Genomic DNA, 17724 nt, shown 5'->3' with positions numbered 1-17724 from the left:
TTGCTGCGCCCTGGCGGGTCGTACCCCAGGCAGCGCCAAGGTCTGGGTAGTTCGCGCCGCGCCCTCCGGCGTTGGCCGCAAGGTCGTCGGCGAGGCGCTCGGGCTCGACCATGACCTGCCGCAGGGCCCGCGAAGCAATCGCGCCCGTGCGCGAGGGGGGATGGCGATGCCTCTGCAGATCTACTTCCGGATCGACTTCGTCGATCTAGATCAGTCACCACCCAGCCCCCGCTCGCAATGGAACTCGCTGATTCGGGCCACGGCTCCAGTTGGACGTTCGCCTACCTGCGGCAGCTTGCTGATCGCGATGTCGAGGTCTCTGACATCCGGCAACAGCGCGGGCCGCGGCATCGCTTCTCCTTCGGCGGTGAATGTGTGCCGGAGCAGTCGTCGTACCCGTCTTTGGGCTACACGGGCACTGTTGTCGGGCCCAGGCCTGTTGTGGGGGTGGTGGTGCAGCAGCCCGAACCCTTGGGGTGGGTGCGCTGGGGTACCGGTCCCCCGCTGGAGGAAGGTGGAGGCGGCCCATCGGTCGGGGGCTCGATCGCACAGTGGAGGCGCCCCCGAAGGAGCAGACGGAAGCGAACCGGTCAGGCCACGCGGCATTCGGGGAGGAGGGTCCGGCGATCCTCGAAGGGAATCGGCGCGCAGGAGATTTCCACGTCTTTGATCCGGAAGACTAGGAGGTCGGGAGGTCGCCTTCGCGGTTCTTGACCGTGGCGCAGGTTGGGGCGATTTCGGTCAGTTCACCGTGGGGCCGCCTGGATCGGGGCCCGGCGACCAGAACGCGGCGCCCCAGCACGATCTGGAGCCGGGCGCAGGTGGGTTTGGGAATGAAACGCGGACGGTGTCGCCCACTTGGGCAATGGATGTCGTGCTCATGACATTCTCTTTCGTGGGATTGGGCTGCCGAACTCAAGGCTTCGCGGGCGGCCTGCTCCAATGCACTCCCGGGGCCCATCGGTCAGCTCCGCCTGGGCCGTCACAGAGGTGGTGGCCGGGTGGGTCAAGGAGGTGTGGCCCTGCGCGGAAGACTCGCGGCGGCGCGTGGAGCCTGGCTCGTCTTCGAGTTGCGCCGTGAGGCGCTGTGATTCGTGTGGAGGTGAGAGACCTTCACCGCTGACCTGTCGTAGCAGGGAGGTGGAGCTGAGGGCAGCCTGATCCGGGTGATGCCGGGGAGGGCGGGAGCGGCCCTGACGAAGCCGGGACGTGCCAGTACTGCCAGATGGTGCGGGTCCGGCGAGCGGGATGGAGAGGAGTACGCGAGGAACCGGCGTCTTTACGTCTCTTAACGACTACACCGGCTCGAACCTGGCGGATCTGGGCCGGAAGCGGTGCGCACTCGCTGCCTGGTGGCAGTGAGGAACTCCTTGACCGGTATTTCGAAGCCGTTCGGGAGGCCACGAGGAAGGTCTACGGCGTACTCGTGGCGATGCCGCAGGGACACAGTCGGGCTCCTACTCCAACGAGCGAATCGCAGTGAACACGGGAACCACCTGTTCTCAACTCCCCTGTCGTGCACAGCCAGTGCCCGGTTGGGGATAGGCGCATCGACCGCCGAACGGTCCGGGTGGGGCGGAGCCGCCGTAGTACTCCGAGCCGGGGAGAGCCCGCGCACATGGGGAAGGGCGGCAGCGGTATCGAGAAGGGATGGAGACTGCAATGCCGAAAGACGCACCGCTGAACAGCGGCGCTCTGCTGGAGGCGGACCTGGTGGGTCCACGCCAGCGGGTATCGGAGATGCAGGCCAAGCTTCACCGTTGGGCGGCGGCCGATCCCGGCCGCCGGTTCGATGATCTGTTCAACCTCGTGCACGACCCGGCGACGCTGATCGCGGCGTTCGACCGGGTCGCCGGCAACCGGGGAGCCCGCACTCCCGGCGTGGACGGCCTGACGGCCGCCGACGTTGAGGAGCGATTCGGGGTCGCCGGATTCTTGGACGACCTACGGGCCCAGCTCAGGCAGGGCTCGTTCCGGCCGCTACCGGTGCGGGAACGCAAGATTCCCAAACCAGGCGGGTCGGGGAAGGTTCGGCGGCTGGGGATTCCCGTGATCGCCGACCGGGTCGTCCAGGCCGCGCTGAAGCTGGTGCTGGAGCCGATCTTCGAGGCCGACTTCAAGCCGGTCTCCTACGGGTTCCGGCCCAAGCGGCGGGCACAGGACGCGATTGCCGAGATCCACTTCTATGGCACCCACGGCTATCGGTGGGTGCTGGACGCGGACATCGCGGCGTGCTTCGACGAGATCGACCACGTCGCGCTGATGGACCGTATCCGGATGAGGGTCAAGGATAAGCGGGTACTGGCGCTGGTGAAGGCGTTCCTGAAGGCCGGTCTCCTCACGGAACTCGGTGAACAGCAGGAGACCTTCACCGGCACGCCGCAAGGGGGCATCATCTCCCCTCTCCTGGCGAACATCGCCCTGTCGGTGCTCGATGAGCACCTGCACCGGGCATGGGAACCGGACGGGGAACTGTCCACCAGCAGTCGGCGCGAACGGCGGAGTGCCAAGGGCCTGCCCTCGTGGCGGCTGGTCCGCTACGCAGACGACTTCGTCGTCCTGGTCAAAGGGACCAGACAGGACACCGAGGCACTGCGCGAGGAGATCGCCCAGGTCCTCGCACCGATCGGGTTGCGGCTCTCGGAAGCCAAGACCCAACTGGTGCACCTGAGCGAGGGGTTCGACTTTCTGGGGTTCCACATCCAGTGGCGCCGCAAGCGCGGAACGGACAAGTGGTACGTCTACACCTTCATCGCCGACCGGCCCGTCCGGTCGGTGAAGGCGAAGATCCGTACCCTCACCCACAGAACGTCGCAGCAGGACCTGGCCGTGGTGCTGATCAATCTGAACAGGGTCACCCACGGATGGGCCAACTACTTCAGGCATGCCGTTGCGAAGCGCACCTTCAGCAACCTGGACAACCTCGTCTGGTGGCGAGTGATCCGGCTGCTGCAAGAGCGGCATCACTGGAACTGGTCGGACGTCCGCAGAAGGCTCACCACCCCCACCGGGCGATGGCTGCCGATCAGCGCGGGCGAGATCGAGTTGCGGAAGATCAGCGCGATCCCGGTCACCCGGTATCGCTACCGCGGCAACACGATCCCCACCCCCTGGACCCCTGCAACCACCTGACGGCAGAGACCGTGGAGAGCCCGTTGCCTAGTAATGGGCACGGCGGGTTCGGCGAGAGGTCCGGGGAAACGGACTGGGAGCAATCCCGGCACCGCGCCCCGGGCCTACTCAGCGATGAAGCTGGGTTCTCCATGACGCCGCCGCAGGCGAAGACCTGGTCACAGCGCGGCCGGACCCCGGTAGTGCGGGTGCGGGGCCGCTCCCGCAGACGGGTGTCCATCGCCGCGCTGACCTGCTATAAACCCGGCCACAGGTCGCGACTGATCTACCGGCCACGCCGGGACGACGGCCGACGCGACGGGCGCAAGAGCTTCTCCTGGCGCGACTACCGGGACCTGCTGACCGCAGCCCACCAGCAGCTCGGCGGCCCGATCGTGCTCGTCTGGGACAACCTCAACGTCCACAAGGCCGCCGGCCTGCGGGAGTTCGTCGAAACCCGGGACTGGCTGACCATCTACTACCTGCCGCCCTACGCACCTGACGTCAACCCCGTCGAGGGGATCTGGTCACTGCTGCGACGCGGCTGGCTCTCCAACGTCGCCTTCAGCACCCCCGAACACCTCGTTCAGCGCATCCGACGCGGCCTGCGACACATCCAGTACCGCAGCGACCTCATAGACGGCTGCCTCGCGGAGACGGGCCTGACCATCAGACCCAGATGAGCAACGACACGACTGTCCTGTCTCACTGGAGGTTGACCACTCTCACCGAAGATTGGCCACTGCCCGCCCTTCCGATCAGCGCAGGCGCGAGAGTCGCAACATGGCCTCGTTGCGGATCTCTGGGTCTGTATCCGACGTCAGCGTTCGCAGTTGCGTGATCAGCTCGACATCGCCCTCTCCGGTCGCCCAGCGCGGGTCACAGTCAAGTTCCGCAGCGAGCTGATCAGCCGTCCCCTCGTCAGACGCCACTGCACGGGCCGCGAGCACGGCACGTAGGCCGGCCAGATCCCTCCGAGCCAACAGAGCCGCAGCAGTATCGGAGGTCACTCCAGTGTCCTGATCGTCCAGGAGGAGACGGTGCAGGACACCGGCGACACTCTCGATCCGAGGCGCCGCCGCCAGCCGCCGCCCTGCAACTGCCCTCACGCGCCAGGCCGGAGAGTCGGCTTCAGCGATCGAGTGGCGAAGTCCTTGCTCTATGAAGTCTTCCACGGCACCAGGCTCCCAGTGTCCCGTCTCATTAGATCTTGACGGGAGAAGGCCACTGACCTGGGGGGTGACAGATTGGCTTGCGACTCAGAGCGCGGAGGCCGTGGGCTTCGGGAGGGGCTGAGCACGGCGCCGAGTTCGCGTCTCATCGATCATGGTGAGACCGGTGGTTCCTGAGCTGGGCTTTGTCAGGAAGGTGAGACGCCCTGCTCCAGGATTCGCAGTGAAGGTGGCAGTTTCCGGACCAGGCCCGACGCTAGTGCTCTGACGGCATAGGTTCACCGGGTTGCGGGTCATGCCGCGTTGGCAAGGGGGTGTCCCGCCCCATCGGATGCCCCGGAACCTTCCCGTGCGAAGGACTACTTCTCGCGCAGGCTCGCAATTTCGGCGGCCAGCACAGCCATGTCGCGCACGTGCGTGTAGTACTCGGCCGCGTACTCGTCGTCGATCGCCGGGAGGACCTTCCCGAACACTGACGTCAGCCGCGTCAAGCCTGCCCGGTGCTGCTCGCTGAGCGGGCCTTCACGAACGACGGCTGCATAGCCATAGGAGTCCGCGTCGAGCAACACCATGTCCTGGCCCTCGACGTCCAGGCCGCGGCAGCCGGGCGGGAACGGCCTGGTCATGTGCTCAGCCATCACTTGGGCAAGCGCGTCGAGCTTTTCTTCGAGCATGCGGGAGATCCTGCCAGACACGGGCTCGCGGCTGTGGACCGGATGCCCCGGCACACCCCAAACACAGGCGAGCCCCAAACCGGCGAACCTGTGAGGTCAGAGCACTAGCTGGGTGTCTGCGATGCCAAATCGGCGTGCTGTCTCTGTGGGCAGTTGGGGATGGTCTCGCCAGTGCGGGGAGGCGAACAGGCCGGTGAGCACGATGACTTCGGGGTAGGTGGCCACTTCGATCCGGGGCTCGGTGGGGCGGTGGGGATCACCGAACGGGTCCTCGCCGAGCACTTCGAGCCGGCGGTTCCACCTCTGCCGAAGAGGCTCTCCGCTTCTCTCACCGGTGAACCACCTGGTCAGGCGGTCGCGGGCATCGACGAAGGCCAGCTCGGTGAAGGGATGGGTGCCCCGGCGGACGATCCGGTGATGCTGGAGGTTGGCCCGCAGAACCTCGGGCAGCAGCGTCAGATCGTGTTGCTCCTCTCCGAGGAGCCAGCGGCGGTGGCAGACACCTTCATGGTGCGGGGTGCTGCGGACGACAAGCCCGCGGACGTGTCGCCGGGCCATGCAGAGGCGGCAGGCCGGGCGGCGTCGCGGCTCGATGACCTCTTCAATTGCAGACCGATGGTGTCGAAGCGGGGCGCCTATCGAGCCGAGCGGTGGCATCGCGTGGACCAGGGATGCCGGGCTCCAGCCGGTCAAAGCGGAGAAGCTGCTGGTCGGTATAGACGACCAGACCTGGCTTCATGGGCGTGGGGACGTGCGCGGCACGCATGGTCATGTCCGGCGCTCTCCATCCGGAAGCGGGCGCGCGTCAGGGTGTGGCCCCCTGCATGAGCTGCTGGTCGCGGGCGATGGACACGGGCACTGCGTTGAAGGTCCGAGGGAGCCGACCGCAGCAGGTCGAAGCCCACCACAGCCGCCCGACAGGGGGCCGCCCGCAGCCGACACGCGCACGGCGTCATCGCAGTGCCCCCCGGATCAACTCCGTTGATCCCCAAGCGCCAGACAGGACCGCAGGCACTCCGCGCGCCCGAGTCCCGCCCTGCACAGCCTCTGCATCCTCTATCTCGCGACATTCCGACTCATCGCAGACAACCATTCAATGACCACTCGAATAAGATACCCTCAGAGACCAGTGGATCCAATCAGACTGGTCGGCAACAGGGGATGCGAGGCGAGATGAGGACCTGGAAGACGAGGAAGGCTGGACTCTCCACTGCGGCGCTGGCTGCGGGCGTCGTGCTCGTCGGGTGCTCCAGCGGCAACGGCGGAACGGCCAAGGAGGCACAGCCATCGCCTACATCAACCCCGACCGCAAACACGACCAAGGTCACCAACGAGGCCCTCAGCAAAGCGCTGGACAAGCTCGCCTTCCACGGCGCCGGAAGCTCCAGAGAGGACGGCGGAGCGTGCCTGGCTAGCGCAGTGCGGAAGGCGGGAATGTCGGAGAAGGCGCTGGCCTACATCATCAAGGCCGACAGCGACGACATGGGCGCGGTCATCGGCGGACTGAACAAGGTGAGCGAGGACGACGCCGCACTCCTGGCCTCGCGGTCGCTGCGCGAGGACTTCGACGGATGCATCAGCAAGGCTGCACTTCCGGACAGCGGTAGCGCCGAGGCTCAGAACTACGCGCCGCCGGAGGCAGCCGCGAAGCCAGTAGCGGGCAAGCCGAACCTGCAGCCGGCTTACCCAGTCCGCGCGGATCAGCCGGTCAGCTCGTCCATCGAGCTCACCAAGGGCCTGGTCTCGATGTTCTCCTCCTACGCCCGTGACGAGAGCCAGAAGAAGACCTACGCGGCGGCCGGCCAGTGCCTGTCGACCTTGGTGTACAAGGCAGGCTTCAGCCAGGAGGCGCTGCACTTCTTCGCCGGCGGTGCGCCGCTCGGCACCGGGTCAATCGTCGAACACCTGCCGAACGACAAAGACAAGGCGATCTGGCAGGCCCCGAGGTTCACCCAGGAGCTCGTCGACTGCACGACGAACGCGACGTCGACTCCCCTGTCCGGCTCCTGAGCGGGCGCTGAAGGGAATCGAGCAGGACCACCTGCTGCGGCCATGCGTGGCACAGGGGGGCAGCGGGGCACGTCTTCGACTCTACCGATGCCCGATAGGAAACATAAAGAGTGGCAGCTGTCTTATCCACTAGCGTCGATAAGGCGACTTCACGGATTGGCAAGGCAAGGCATGGAGAAGCCGCAGATGACTGCCGCACCCGAGTTGGACAAGACGACGCAACCTGCGCGCGGCGCGAAGGAGAAACTGCCGGGCGGGACACGGAGCAGCAGCGGTGGCCGCCAGGGCATGTTCGTCCGGCTGAGCTCGGACGAGAAGCAGCGCGCGGAGTACTGGGCCGACAAGCGCGGGTTCTCCTCGGTGAGCGAGTACGTGGCCGAGGCGGTGGTCGAGAAGATCCGGCGCGAGAACCTCGACTATGACCTGCCGACCCTGGAGATCGCGCGGCTCAATGAGCTCGTCGATCAGGTCGCGGCGCTGGCGAAGAACTCGGCGAACCTCGAACGCGTCGTCACCATGGGCTTCGACTCGCTGATCGGGCTCACCCGCGGCGACAACTACCTGCTCGACGAGGAGGACGGTGAGCTCGTATGAGCCGGGACTTCGCAGAGATGCTGGAGGCGGCCACGCCCACCGACGAGGTGATGGATGTGGACACGTCCTTCCTCGACGCCTACCGGCGTGGTGGGAGCGAGGAGTTGAAGCACGTCCAGGCTCAGGCCGCACGGCCTGGGCCTGAGACGGCAACACCCGAGCCGGAGGGGCAGTTCGATGAGACCGGCGACATCGGCTCTCAACTCGAGGCTGAAGGTCCGCAGGCTGATCTCGATGGGGAAGCCGAAACAGATCGCCCGAACCTGGAGCCGGACCGCGAGCCCGACGTTGGCGACTCCGAGCGGGCCGGCAGATCCAACCAGCGCGGTGGCGCTGGCTCTGGCGGCGGACAGAACACCGCTGACGGGGTGCTCCCGGGCGGTGTGCCGGCGGGCCCTGCGACTGATGCCGTTTCCGCTCCCGGGGCACAGCCGGACGTGGAGGGCGCCGCTACAGCCGAAATCGCTGCTCGTGACGACGTCGCCGCACCGGACGAACCCGAGCAGGTGGGGCCCGGATCGCTGCAGTTCACCGGTGATCAGCGCGCCGTGCGGAGCGCGCCCTCGAAGGGGGGCTCGAGCAGTACAGCCGGGACCGCCACGCTCCCCCAGTCGGGCTTCCGGCTCGTCGGCGTGCAGAGCCAGCCGCACATCAAGGCGCTGCCCGAGAGCGTCATGAACGCGCTGCGGGAGCAGCTGCGAGCAGCCGCAGTCCGTGAGCTGGGCGTGAGCGACAGCGCTGCTCGGGAGTTCAGCCGGCGGCTGAGCCAGGGCACGCTGGTGATGGCGTTCCTGTTGGCACAGCTCGACCTGCGTCTTGATGCCGATCCTGCCACCGAGCGCGCAGTGGAGCTGTTCCGCTCCCGCGACCCGCTGCTGGGCGGCGTGTTGACACGGTTGATGAGCATCGAGGCTGTCGAACGGGAGCGGGACGGGTTGTTGCGCAAGCTGCGCGACGAGCTGGGCGAGGTGCGCCAGACCAGCGCGGTGATCGAGCAGGCGCTCGCGTACTCCATCGCCGACCGCACGGAGAACTTCCTGCGGGGCTCGCACAACCTTCGTGACGCGCCGATCACACACAAGGAGGCGATCCATCTCCGGGACATGGCCCGTGAGGCCACCCGGAAGCAGTTGAGGATCGAACGCGAGCGGGAAGGGCGGCCGATCCGATGACCGCGACGAGCAAGGAGAAGCTCCTTTCGTCCGTCAGCGCTGCAAGCCTGGGGTTATCGGGTCTCTGTGTCCAGGACCCGGGTGCACCTCGGCTCGTACTGCACTCCGCGGTGTGCGGGTGTGGCCGCGCCGGCCTCGCACCCCGAGGACGCGCCGCGGATGCCGGACGCAGCGCGAAGGGGCGTGGGCATTCAAGCGCCCCCGACGATGAAGTGGCTCATGAAGCAGCTGGAGAAGCGCGGCATGGGTACAGGTGCGACCCGCACCTCGACATACTCGGAGGTCGCCAACGACAAGGCGAAGTACCCGCTGCTGACCGAGGAGGGCCGAAAGCTCAGGCTGGCGCAGGCCGGCGAAATGGAGCTGGAGGCTCCTGCCGGGCACGCGCATCGGTGATCTCGGGCTCACCGAGAAGGTCCACTCCGACATGCGCGCCGAGCTGGACGTGAAAGAGCAGGTCGGCGCAGCCCGCGCCGAGGGCGTGTGGCAGGCCGCTCCAGGTGGCCCGAAGAAGGTCGCCTTCAAGAAGGTCTGGTCGGGCCACGAGTTCAGCGATGACGAGGTGGCAAAGCTGCTCGCGGGCGAAACGATCTCGTTCGAGGCGAGGCCGAAGGAGAACAAGCCCTTCCCGGCCACCGGTGCGCTCGGCGTCGGCAACTTCAAGGGTCGCAAGTTCGTCGGGTTCCAGCTGGAGGTGCCGGACAAGCCGACGGAGTGGTCTGGCCGGACGTTCACGCCGGCGGAGGTCGCGGTGCTCCTGGCGGGCCAGGCGCTGGAGATCGACGACTTCGTCAGCGCGCGGACTCGCAAGACCTTCGGTTGCAAGGTCACCTGGGACGCGAAGGCCAGGAAGATCACCCCTGATTTCGGCTCCGACGACGAGCCACCTCGGTCCTGGTGCCAGGTGACCTTCACCGATGCGCAGCGCAAGGACCTGGCGGCCGGTAAGACCATCCAGGGCACGGGCTTCGTCTCGGCCAAGGGCAAGACCTTCGACGCCCGCATCTCCTGGAAGAAGGAGGGCGGCAAGAAGAAGATCGTCCCGTCGTTCGGTTGATGTCGGCCGGGTAGTGACGAGTTGCAGCGGGTCCCGGACCTCGGGGCCCGCTGCTGCCGTTTCACGACAGGAACGCTCTCGGTGCTCGATCGGGTCAAGGAGACGCTGCGCGGCGCCGGGCACGCACCCCCCTCGGTACTCGGAGCAGGCAGTGCTCGACGGGATGTCGGTTCGTCAGGAAGTCCTCGACCAGAGCGGCGATGACTCGGATCCACCAGTCAGACTCGCCCCACGCCGCCATCGGAGTCCCTTTCAATCTCGTTTCGAATGGCTTATCTAAGATAGGATGCCACCCACACGCCTCATGTATGAAGACTTCTCGATAGGTCGAGCAATGGCCATTGCGGTCGCAGGGGGGATCGGAGATTCATGGCGAAACTGTCCTATAAGGTGCCAAGTTCGCTGAACAGGAGCTTTCTAGATCACGAGATCACGCTCAGCAAGGGCGGCTGGGCGGCGAAGCCCTCCCCGATCAAGCAGCTGCTCTTCTTCGGTGGTGGCGCCCTCGCCCTGCTGTGGTTCAGCACGTCGACGTTCGTCGCGAGCTCGGGCCCAGTCGCCATCGCGTTCTTCGTGCTCTGGGGACTGGCGGCGATCGCCTACTTCGGCGGGCTGATGAAGACGAAGGAACTGCGCATCATGCGGGTGCCGGCCTTCCTTGCGTATCTGCCCCGCACAGCCCGCCACGTCCTCACCCGTCGCAGCTCGAACCCCACGGACTTCTACTCGATCGTCGGCATCGACGGGATCGACGAGGACGGGCTGATCCGTTTCTCCGACGGCGGCGAAGGCCGGGTCTACCTGGTCGTCGGCTCAGCGAGCTATCTGCTCTTCGACGAGGACCGGATCGGGATCCTCGACCGGGTCGACTCCTTCTGGCGCAAGGTTGAGACGACCTGCGAGCACAGCTTCATCACAACGAAGGAACCGCAGCGGATCTACCACCAGGTGGCGAACCTGGAGCAGCGCAACCAGGCCCTTCAGCTCCGTGACCCCGATCTGATCGAGCTGCAGAACGAGCAGTACGACATCCTCACGCAGCACGTGGGCGGGAAGTTCCCCTCGATCCACCAGTACCTGCTGCTCAAGGGCAAGAACACCGACTCACTGCGCAAGGGACACCAAGTCCTCCAGGCCGAGGTCGGCGGCTCCACCCTCATGATCAAGGAAGCCACGATGCTCGACCGCGAGGAGGCCGAGCCGATGCTGCGGGTCTTCTACCAGGGCATCGACGACGAACTGCTCGACCTCAAGGCGTCGCTGAACTGACAGCGCCAGGCCGACTCACACGACGAGGAACGAACGAAGGACACCATGGCGCTGATGACGAAAGTCCGGGCACAGCTCGGCATCCCGGGAAAGAAGCCTGACCAGACGAACGAGGGCGCGGAGCTTCTGGTCGACGATCTGCCCGCGGACGACGCTGCCCAGGCTGAGGGCGTGCAGAACACTGCGGCAGCTCACGGCGTCGCCGACGGAGCCGCAGAGCCGAAGAAGAACTGGTGGCAGCGCCGCCGGGAGGTGAAGCACCTCCAGGGCACGTTCGACGCCTATCCGCATCTGCTCGCGCTGAAGCCGAAGGAGAAGTACCTCTTCCGCTCCGACTACTTCGAGGTCGACGGCTCGGTCGCCTGCATCCTGGCGTACTTCCACGACGACGCCGCGCACGACAACTTCGCCGCCTTCTGGGGCATCGATCGGATCCCGGACGGCCTGGACGAGCGGGTCACCGCGGTCGTGCTTGAGCAGGTCAAGCGGATGGACGACAAGTGGATCGACTCCTATACGAAACAGTCCGAGAAGCTGGAACGGCTCGATGCCAACGAGCAGGAGGAGACGGGTACGACCTCCTCCAAGCGCAAGGCCGCGAAGATCTCCGGTGACCTCGGGGTCACGATCGGAGAGCTCCAAGACGGCGCGAGCTACCTCTCGGTGCACAACCGGCTCTTTCTCAAGGCCCCGGATCTGGCGACCCTGGACGACACGATCGACCGGGTCACGCGCCTGTACATCGACCGCTTCGGCACGCTGAAGGCTGCGCCCTACGCCGGCGAGCAGCGCCAGGAGCTCTCGGGCCTGTGGAAGAACAACGAGAAGAAGAAGGGCAAGGGCTTCCACTTCACCTCGACCGAGCTGGCCGGCTCGTACTCGCTCGTGACCAACGGCCTCAACGACAAGGGCGGCGAGTACGTCGGCTACATGGTCGGCGACGTCAACAACAGCGCCGTGCTCATGGACGTGAACGCCTACGACCACCACGTGATCGTCGCCGACGCCACCCTCAGCGAGTACCTCGACCGCCAGCGGGTGGCCAACATGTGGTGCTCGAAGATCTCGCAAGCGACGCTGCTGAACAACGGCCAGGTCGTCCACCTCGTCCTTGAGGGGGCGAACCTCGACAAGCTCGGCCCGAGGTTCGAGCGGCTCACCTCGCGCGTGGACCTGAACCAGGGCGACGTGAACATGTTCGAAATGTTCGGCGAGGAGGAGGACGAGCTGACGGTCTTCTCCGCTCAGATGGAGAAGCTCAAGCTGATGTTCGAGCAGCTCTACGAGACCACCGATGGTGCCGTCGGCTCGATCATCCGCAGTGCCCTCGAAGACACCGCCACGGACTTCTACATCGAGCAGGGCATGTGGCGGCACAACGCGCAGGAGCAGCGCAACCGCCTGCGCGTGGTGAACATCCCGCACACCCAGGTGCCGCGTCTTCAGATGTTCGTCTCCTACCTGGCGACCGCGCACAAGGCGCTGTTGAACTCCAGCAAGACCGACCCGGACCAGCTGCGCGCCTACAACGTGCTCAGAGGCATCGCCAACGCGATGCTGAGCACCAACGGCGACCTGTTCAACAACCACACGGCCTCGACCGTGGACGGGGTCCGGGATTCGCGGCGCGTGGTCTACGACTTCTCGCGGCTCATGCGCCGCGGCAAGGGCGTGGCGATGGCGCAGCTGGTGAACATCGTCGGCTTCGCCGTCGGCAAGCTGGGAATCGGCGACACGGTGATCATCCACGGCACCGAGCACATCGACGACCGGGTGAAGAAGTACCTCAAGGACCAGTTCGACCACATGCACGAGCGCGGCGGCCGGGTGGTCTACAGCTACAACGACGTCGACAAGATGCTGGCCGACAGCGACTTCAACAAGTTCGACGCTGCGGACTACACGCTCTTCGGCCCGATGCGCGACAAAACAGTGGCGGAGTACCAGAAGCAGTTGCACCAGCGGATCCCGCCGGATCTCGCCCGGCTCATCACGACCAAGGACGAGAACCTCACGTACCTGCGCCGGGGCGTCTCCAACGTGGTCTTTCACCTGGACCTGGCACTGGGGATCAACCCCTACCGCGAGGCCCAACGCAGGCAGGTCCGACGGGAGGCGGCCAGGGCCGAAGAGACGGCGCGGATGGACTCGATCATGCACGACAAGCCGGCACCGGGCGCGAACCTCACCAGCATCCGGAAGCACAGCGAGGGCGACGGCAACGAGGCTGACGCGGGCCACGCTGACGCGATCAGGCGCAACGAAGGCAAGAGCCTGCAGCAGCCCGAGAACAACGCAAAGCGACCAGCAACAAGGCCCAGGCCCAAGAAGCTGGAAAAGACATGAGCGAGGTCAGCACTGATACGAGGACGAGGAGTAGAGGAGAGACCATGAACGGGACGATCACGGCGGTGGCGAGGCTGCGTGCCCGGGCCGGCCACGACGTGGAGGCAGGCCGCCCGGGCAGGCTCGCGCGCGGGCTCGCCCTCATGCTCCTGGCGGCGCTGCTCGTGCCGGTCTTCATGATGGCGACGTCTTCGCCGGCGTCCGCGGACGACAAGAAGGAGCGCGACAACTACAGCCTCTACCAGCTGGCCTCGAACGCGAGCTCGTACTTCAGCGAGAAGAACTCGCCGCAGAACGACAAGGGCATGCACGCGAACTGGAAGCCGGTCACGTCCAGCCCGGCCGCGGGCGGTTCCATTCTCGGCTACGCCGACCCGGAGTTCAGCCTGGGCGACATCGTTGGCTGGTTCTTCGCCGAGGTGTCGGGGTCCTCGCAGACCGTCACCTACGAGACCCTGGCCGCGAAAGACGACAAGGGCAACGCCAAGTACTCGGGCATGCTCGACTACGCGCACTTCGGGGCGGCCAACAACGACCTCGGCCTGGACACGATGTCCTCGGGCATCGGCGGCCAGATCGTGAGCGTGATCGGGGGGTCGATCATCTGGGTCCTCTACGCCCTGGCGCTGGCGGTCGGCACGCTGTTCTACGTCATCATCCAGTTCCTGAAGCTCATCAACCCCTTCGTGTGGTTCTACAGCGCGGTCGCGGCGGTAAATCCGACTCTTGCCGATGGTATGACCGGAGGCGATACCGGAGGCGGCGCGCTCTTGGGTCTGCAGCACTGGATCAGCGGCTGGTACGGCTTGCTCGTCGACATCTCGTGGCAGGCGCTCGTGCCGATCTTCATCGGCGTCCTGCTCATCGGCCTGGTCATGTTCAAGAAGATGGACCGGGGCTCGGCGATCAAGAGGCTCATCGTGCGCGTCGTCTTCATCGGCGTCGGCCTGCCGCTCGTCGGGTCGATGTACTCCAGCGTGCTCGGAAAGTTCGACGACTCCGTCCTCGGTCAACACGCCGGCCCGACGCGCGTCGTGCTGAGCACTTACGTCGACTTCGAGGCGTGGATGATGAACGACCGCCTGGGGATCCCGGACCAGGCCACTGTTTCCTGGGACGATGACCAGGCCAGCCCGGACGCGATGATGGCTGTGCGCACGAGTGCGCTGGCGATCAACAAGCAGTCCCACGGGGCGACGTTCAACGGCATCAACATCGGGACGAAGGCCAAGGACGCCGAGTCGGCTTGGAAGGACGGCACCGTCTCCGTCACCGGAAGTGCCTCGGACGACTTCAAAGCGGTGTTCTCGACCTTCGGGATCATCGGCAAGTACATCGCGAGCAACGAGATCGCAGCCTCCGACTTCGAGTCGGGGATCAAGAGCTCGATCACGCAACTGGACGAGAGCGCGGATACCAAGAAGCTCTGGTTTGTCCACGAGGACAGCTACGGCGACGTGAAGAGGTTCGGTGAGGAAGAGGGGCCGAAGCCGGTCGATCACCCGGTGATCTCGACCGACGGCACGGGCCTGACCTCCTCTCGTCCCGGTAAGGATTCGACGGTCTTCACCACGAGGGGGACGAAGGGTGGCTGTGGCTTTACGGTGGGCAAGACGCCCTCCTCATGCAACCTGTCTCCCCTGGCGGCGTACAACTACCTCAACACCGGGTTCAAGCCCAGCTCACTGGCCATGTACTCATCGAACAACGCCACCAGCGGGTTCACCCGCGAGAACCACATGGCGGTCAGCCAGGTGGGCACGGGGCCGGCGAAGTTCATGTACTGGAGCAACTCGGCCACGGTCCTGGGCTCCATCGTCCTGCTCGGCTTCTGGTACGCCATCGGCATGCTGACCGGGGCGATCAAGCGGACCTTCAGCCTGGTGGCCGCCGTACCGTTCGCGACGCTGGGCGCCATGCAGGCGATCGCCAAAGTGATCGTCTACTCCACGGCGATGATCCTTGAAGTCCTCGTCACGCTGTTCGTCTACCAGTTCGTCTCGGAGTTCCTGATCTCGGTCCCGGACATCATGGCTGGCCCCGTGTCGAGCTTCATGAGCCCGGGTGGCTTGTGGGGCAGCCCTGCGCTCGGCGGGATCATCGTGGTGGTCCTGACCCTGATCTCCTCGCTGGTGATCATGGGCATCACCTTCGCCCTGCTACGGGTGCGCAAGACCGTGCTGCAGGCGATGGACGAGGTGGTCACCAAGCTCGTGGACAAGTTCCTCGAGACGAACAACACGCCGAAGCCGGACAAGGGTGGGCTGATGCCTGCTCTGGCCTCGGGTGCGGGGGCTGGCGCGGGTATGGCCATGGGCAACAAGCTCGCCGACGGGTTCAACAGCAAGACCAGCGGTCCGGCGTCCCCGAACACGGGCAAGCCCACAGGCAAGCCCACGGGCAAGACGGCGCCGACGAACGCTGGCGGCACGAACGGTGACGCCATGGAGTTGACGTCCGGTAAGCAGCAGCTGACCCTCGAGGGTGGCGGGCAGGACGGACCGGATGGCCCGGACAGTCCGGCGCTGGATGGTGGTCCTGGTGGTGGCTCCGGCGGTGGCAGTGACGGCGTCAAGGCTCTGCCGGGCGGCACCGGTCCCGCCGGTGCTCTGGGCGCGCCCGGTCGCGACGGACACGCCGACAAGGGTGGTCCGCTGCAGCTGACGAGTGGCGGAGCGGGCAGCTCGCGCTCGGACAAGCAGACGGCGCAGAGTCTGAGCAACCAGGGTGGCCTGTCGAACTTCGGGTACAGCACGGACGGCCAGGACGGCCACAAGGTCATCCGCGGTGAGGTACTTTCCTCGTCGACGGAGCCGTCGAGTTCTCGTGGTGATGCTCAGGGCCAGAGCGGAGCCGGCGGCGCAGCTTCTGTCCCGACCAGCGGAGGCCGTAAGGCTGTCGCCGGTCAGACGGAACCGACGCAGTTCAGCACGGGTTCCCAGGGTGCGCAGAGCCAACAGGGCAGCAACGAGCAGGCTGCACCGCAGCGCTTCAGCGGCGAGGCTGTGCCTGCCCCGGCTCCTGCTCCGACGCGGTCGGGTGCGCCGAGCACGGGTCCGACGCGCTTCGCTCAGGGCACCCCTGCCCCGGCTCAGGCCCAGCCCCCCGTCCAACCGCCGGCAGGGCAGGAGCAGGCCGAGGCGCAGGCGAACCGTGACCGGCGGCCGTCCGTCATCAACGCCCGCCGCGACGGCGCCTCGGCTCCAACGCAGCTAGGGGCCGGTGCTCCGGCTGCGGGTCAGCCAGGGGCCAGTGCCACGGCTGCGGGTCAGCCAGGGGCCAGTGCCACGGCTCCAAGGAAGCCAGGGGCCAGTGCCACGGCTGCGGGTCAGACTCCGGCTGCGCCTGGTGCGCGGACTCCGGCTCCGAGGAAGCCAGGGGCCAGTGCTCCGGCTGTGGGTCAGACTCCGGCTGCGCCTGGTGCGCGGACTCCGACTCAGACGCCACCGCGTCAGCCGGAGTCGATCCAGGCGTCGCCGTCGACGCCGCGCCAGACGCCTGCCCCGACGGCTCATGCTCCGCGGCCGCCGGCTCCCGCACCGGCTCCTGCACCGGCTCCTTCGCCGCGGCCGGCTCCGGTTCCGCGTCCGCGCGGGAATACCGATCCGACCCCTCAGAGCGTGGGGACCCCGGAGCCGCAGCAGCCGTCGGCCGGTGGCCCCCGCCGAGGCCGGCGCAAGAAGGAGGACTGATCGTCCGATCGAGGGCGAGCGTGGAGGCCTGACGCACCCGGTGAGAACGATCATCCTCACCGGGTGCGTCGCCCTTTGAGCAGCATGAGGAGAAGGAGGGGCCATGAGGCTCGGATCGAGGCTTCGCGGCGAGTTCCCGCTGGGCTGGTGGCGCTCGGCGCGATGGTGGCTCACCGGGATCCGTGAGCTGGCACTGAGTACTGCGGCGGCTGTGACTACCGTCGTGTTCGTCGGCGAGATGGTGCGCGCCGTGCGGCATCGCGACGAGCCGAGGATCCTGGCGCGTCTGGCCGGCACGTTCGAGGGGTACGTGTCGGGCCTTCTGGCCAACGGCGCAGGCTTGGGCGTTTTGGGCACCATGGAGATCGAGAATGATCTCCCTGTGGTGCTGATGGTGCTGCTGACGGGGTGGTGTCTGTCCAACATCGGCGTCAGCGCCGTGGTGTTCGTCGTGGTGGCCCGGTCGAGGATTCGGAGGCCAGAGGCATGGGCCGAACTCGATTTCGTCGAGCGGCATGCCCCGAAGTACGGCCAGCCGCCGGAGACTATCGAGGAATACCGGGCGCTGCAGCTTCAGGAGTAGACGTCAGAGGCTTGACCGGCCGAGGAAGGACAGAACCCCGTGGA

The 17724-nt window shown here is 66.4% G+C and carries 13 protein-coding genes and 1 pseudogene; 11 read left to right on the top strand and 3 right to left on the bottom strand.

Annotation, left to right across the window (positions count from 1 at the left end):
* The first annotated feature begins 1662 nt into the window (after positions 1 to 1662).
* Both ltrA and OG207_RS35355 read left to right on the top strand, forming a co-directional pair.
* Positions 1663 to 3132, top strand: coding sequence for a group II intron reverse transcriptase/maturase (gene ltrA, locus OG207_RS35360; RefSeq protein WP_329104369.1), 1470 nt, complete (start codon positions 1663 to 1665; stop codon positions 3130 to 3132).
* Positions 3133 to 3236: 104 nt separating this feature from the next.
* Positions 3237 to 3794, top strand: a pseudogene (locus tag OG207_RS35355) (transposase); the annotation flags it as partial.
* A gap of 75 nt (positions 3795 to 3869) precedes the next feature.
* Here the strand turns inward: OG207_RS35355 and OG207_RS35350 are convergent.
* From OG207_RS35350 to OG207_RS35340, 3 genes are all read right to left on the bottom strand, one after another.
* The gene (locus OG207_RS35350) at positions 3870 to 4286 is read right to left on the bottom strand and encodes a hypothetical protein (protein WP_329104367.1); all 417 of its coding nucleotides are present in this window, start codon (positions 4284 to 4286) and stop codon (positions 3870 to 3872) included.
* Positions 4287 to 4642: 356 nt separating this feature from the next.
* The gene (locus OG207_RS35345; RefSeq protein ID WP_329104365.1) at positions 4643 to 4957 is read right to left on the bottom strand and encodes a hypothetical protein; all 315 of its coding nucleotides are present in this window, start codon (positions 4955 to 4957) and stop codon (positions 4643 to 4645) included.
* Between the two features lie 96 nt (positions 4958 to 5053).
* Positions 5054 to 5650 carry a hypothetical protein gene (locus tag OG207_RS35340; RefSeq protein WP_329104364.1) on the bottom strand — a complete coding sequence of 199 codons (597 nt, stop codon included), beginning with the start codon at positions 5648 to 5650 and terminating at the stop codon, positions 5054 to 5056.
* Between the two features lie 480 nt (positions 5651 to 6130).
* On the opposite strand from OG207_RS35340, the gene OG207_RS35335 reads away from it, so the two are divergent.
* The 9 genes from OG207_RS35335 to OG207_RS35295 all read left to right on the top strand — a co-directional run bounded on the left by OG207_RS35335 (position 6131) and on the right by OG207_RS35295 (position 17680).
* A complete protein-coding gene (locus OG207_RS35335) occupies positions 6131 to 6967 on the top strand; it encodes a hypothetical protein (protein WP_329104362.1) in 837 nt (278 codons plus the stop codon).
* A 186-nt stretch (positions 6968 to 7153) separates the two neighbouring features.
* The gene (locus OG207_RS35330; protein WP_329104360.1) at positions 7154 to 7561 is read left to right on the top strand and encodes a hypothetical protein; all 408 of its coding nucleotides are present in this window, start codon (positions 7154 to 7156) and stop codon (positions 7559 to 7561) included.
* On the top strand, positions 7558 to 8733 hold the full coding sequence (locus tag OG207_RS35325) for a hypothetical protein (RefSeq protein WP_329104358.1): 1176 nt from the start codon (positions 7558 to 7560) through the stop codon (positions 8731 to 8733). Before OG207_RS35330 ends, OG207_RS35325 begins: the two co-directional genes overlap by 4 nt.
* Positions 8734 to 8952: 219 nt before the next feature.
* Complete coding sequence (locus OG207_RS35320; RefSeq protein WP_329104355.1) at positions 8953 to 9129, top strand: hypothetical protein; 177 nt, start codon at positions 8953 to 8955, stop codon at positions 9127 to 9129.
* Positions 9130 to 9160: 31 nt separating this feature from the next.
* Positions 9161 to 9790, top strand: a complete 630-nt coding sequence (locus tag OG207_RS35315) for a topoisomerase C-terminal repeat-containing protein (protein ID WP_329104353.1) — start codon at positions 9161 to 9163, stop codon at positions 9788 to 9790.
* A 390-nt stretch (positions 9791 to 10180) separates the two neighbouring features.
* A complete protein-coding gene (locus OG207_RS35310) occupies positions 10181 to 11059 on the top strand; it encodes a hypothetical protein (protein WP_329104351.1) in 879 nt (292 codons plus the stop codon).
* Positions 11060 to 11113: 54 nt separating this feature from the next.
* The gene (locus tag OG207_RS35305) at positions 11114 to 13405 is read left to right on the top strand and encodes a hypothetical protein (RefSeq protein WP_329104349.1); all 2292 of its coding nucleotides are present in this window, start codon (positions 11114 to 11116) and stop codon (positions 13403 to 13405) included.
* 44 nt (positions 13406 to 13449) lie between these two features.
* Positions 13450 to 17097 carry a hypothetical protein gene (locus OG207_RS35300; protein ID WP_329104347.1) on the top strand — a complete coding sequence of 1216 codons (3648 nt, stop codon included), beginning with the start codon at positions 13450 to 13452 and terminating at the stop codon, positions 17095 to 17097.
* 103 nt (positions 17098 to 17200) lie between these two features.
* Positions 17201 to 17680: a hypothetical protein gene (locus tag OG207_RS35295; RefSeq protein WP_329104345.1), complete on the top strand. Its 480-nt coding sequence runs from the start codon at positions 17201 to 17203 to the stop codon at positions 17678 to 17680.
* Positions 17681 to 17724 lie beyond the last annotated feature (44 nt).

This window comes from Streptomyces sp. NBC_01439 (assembly GCF_036227605.1).
Taxonomy (GTDB): Bacteria; Actinomycetota; Actinomycetes; order Streptomycetales; family Streptomycetaceae; genus Streptomyces.
Note: the sequence above shows the minus strand (reverse complement) of the source record. Positions and strands in the feature narration are given on the sequence as shown.

Bases quoted from the DNA above. Each gene is read 5' to 3' on its own strand.
- ltrA (WP_329104369.1), top strand. From the start codon at position 1,663: ATGCCGAAAGACGCACCGCTGAACAGCGGCGCTCTGCTGGAGGCGGAC.
- OG207_RS35345 (WP_329104365.1), bottom strand. From the start codon at position 4,957: ATGCTCGAAGAAAAGCTCGACGCGCTTGCCCAAGTGATGGCTGAGCAC.
- OG207_RS35335 (WP_329104362.1), top strand. From the start codon at position 6,131: ATGAGGACCTGGAAGACGAGGAAGGCTGGACTCTCCACTGCGGCGCTG.
- OG207_RS35330 (WP_329104360.1), top strand. From the start codon at position 7,154: ATGACTGCCGCACCCGAGTTGGACAAGACGACGCAACCTGCGCGCGGC.
- OG207_RS35325 (WP_329104358.1), top strand. From the start codon at position 7,558: ATGAGCCGGGACTTCGCAGAGATGCTGGAGGCGGCCACGCCCACCGAC.
- OG207_RS35320 (WP_329104355.1), top strand. From the start codon at position 8,953: ATGAAGCAGCTGGAGAAGCGCGGCATGGGTACAGGTGCGACCCGCACC.
- OG207_RS35315 (WP_329104353.1), top strand. From the start codon at position 9,161: ATGCGCGCCGAGCTGGACGTGAAAGAGCAGGTCGGCGCAGCCCGCGCC.
- OG207_RS35305 (WP_329104349.1), top strand. From the start codon at position 11,114: ATGACGAAAGTCCGGGCACAGCTCGGCATCCCGGGAAAGAAGCCTGAC.
- OG207_RS35300 (WP_329104347.1), top strand. From the start codon at position 13,450: ATGAACGGGACGATCACGGCGGTGGCGAGGCTGCGTGCCCGGGCCGGC.
- OG207_RS35295 (WP_329104345.1), top strand. From the start codon at position 17,201: ATGAGGCTCGGATCGAGGCTTCGCGGCGAGTTCCCGCTGGGCTGGTGG.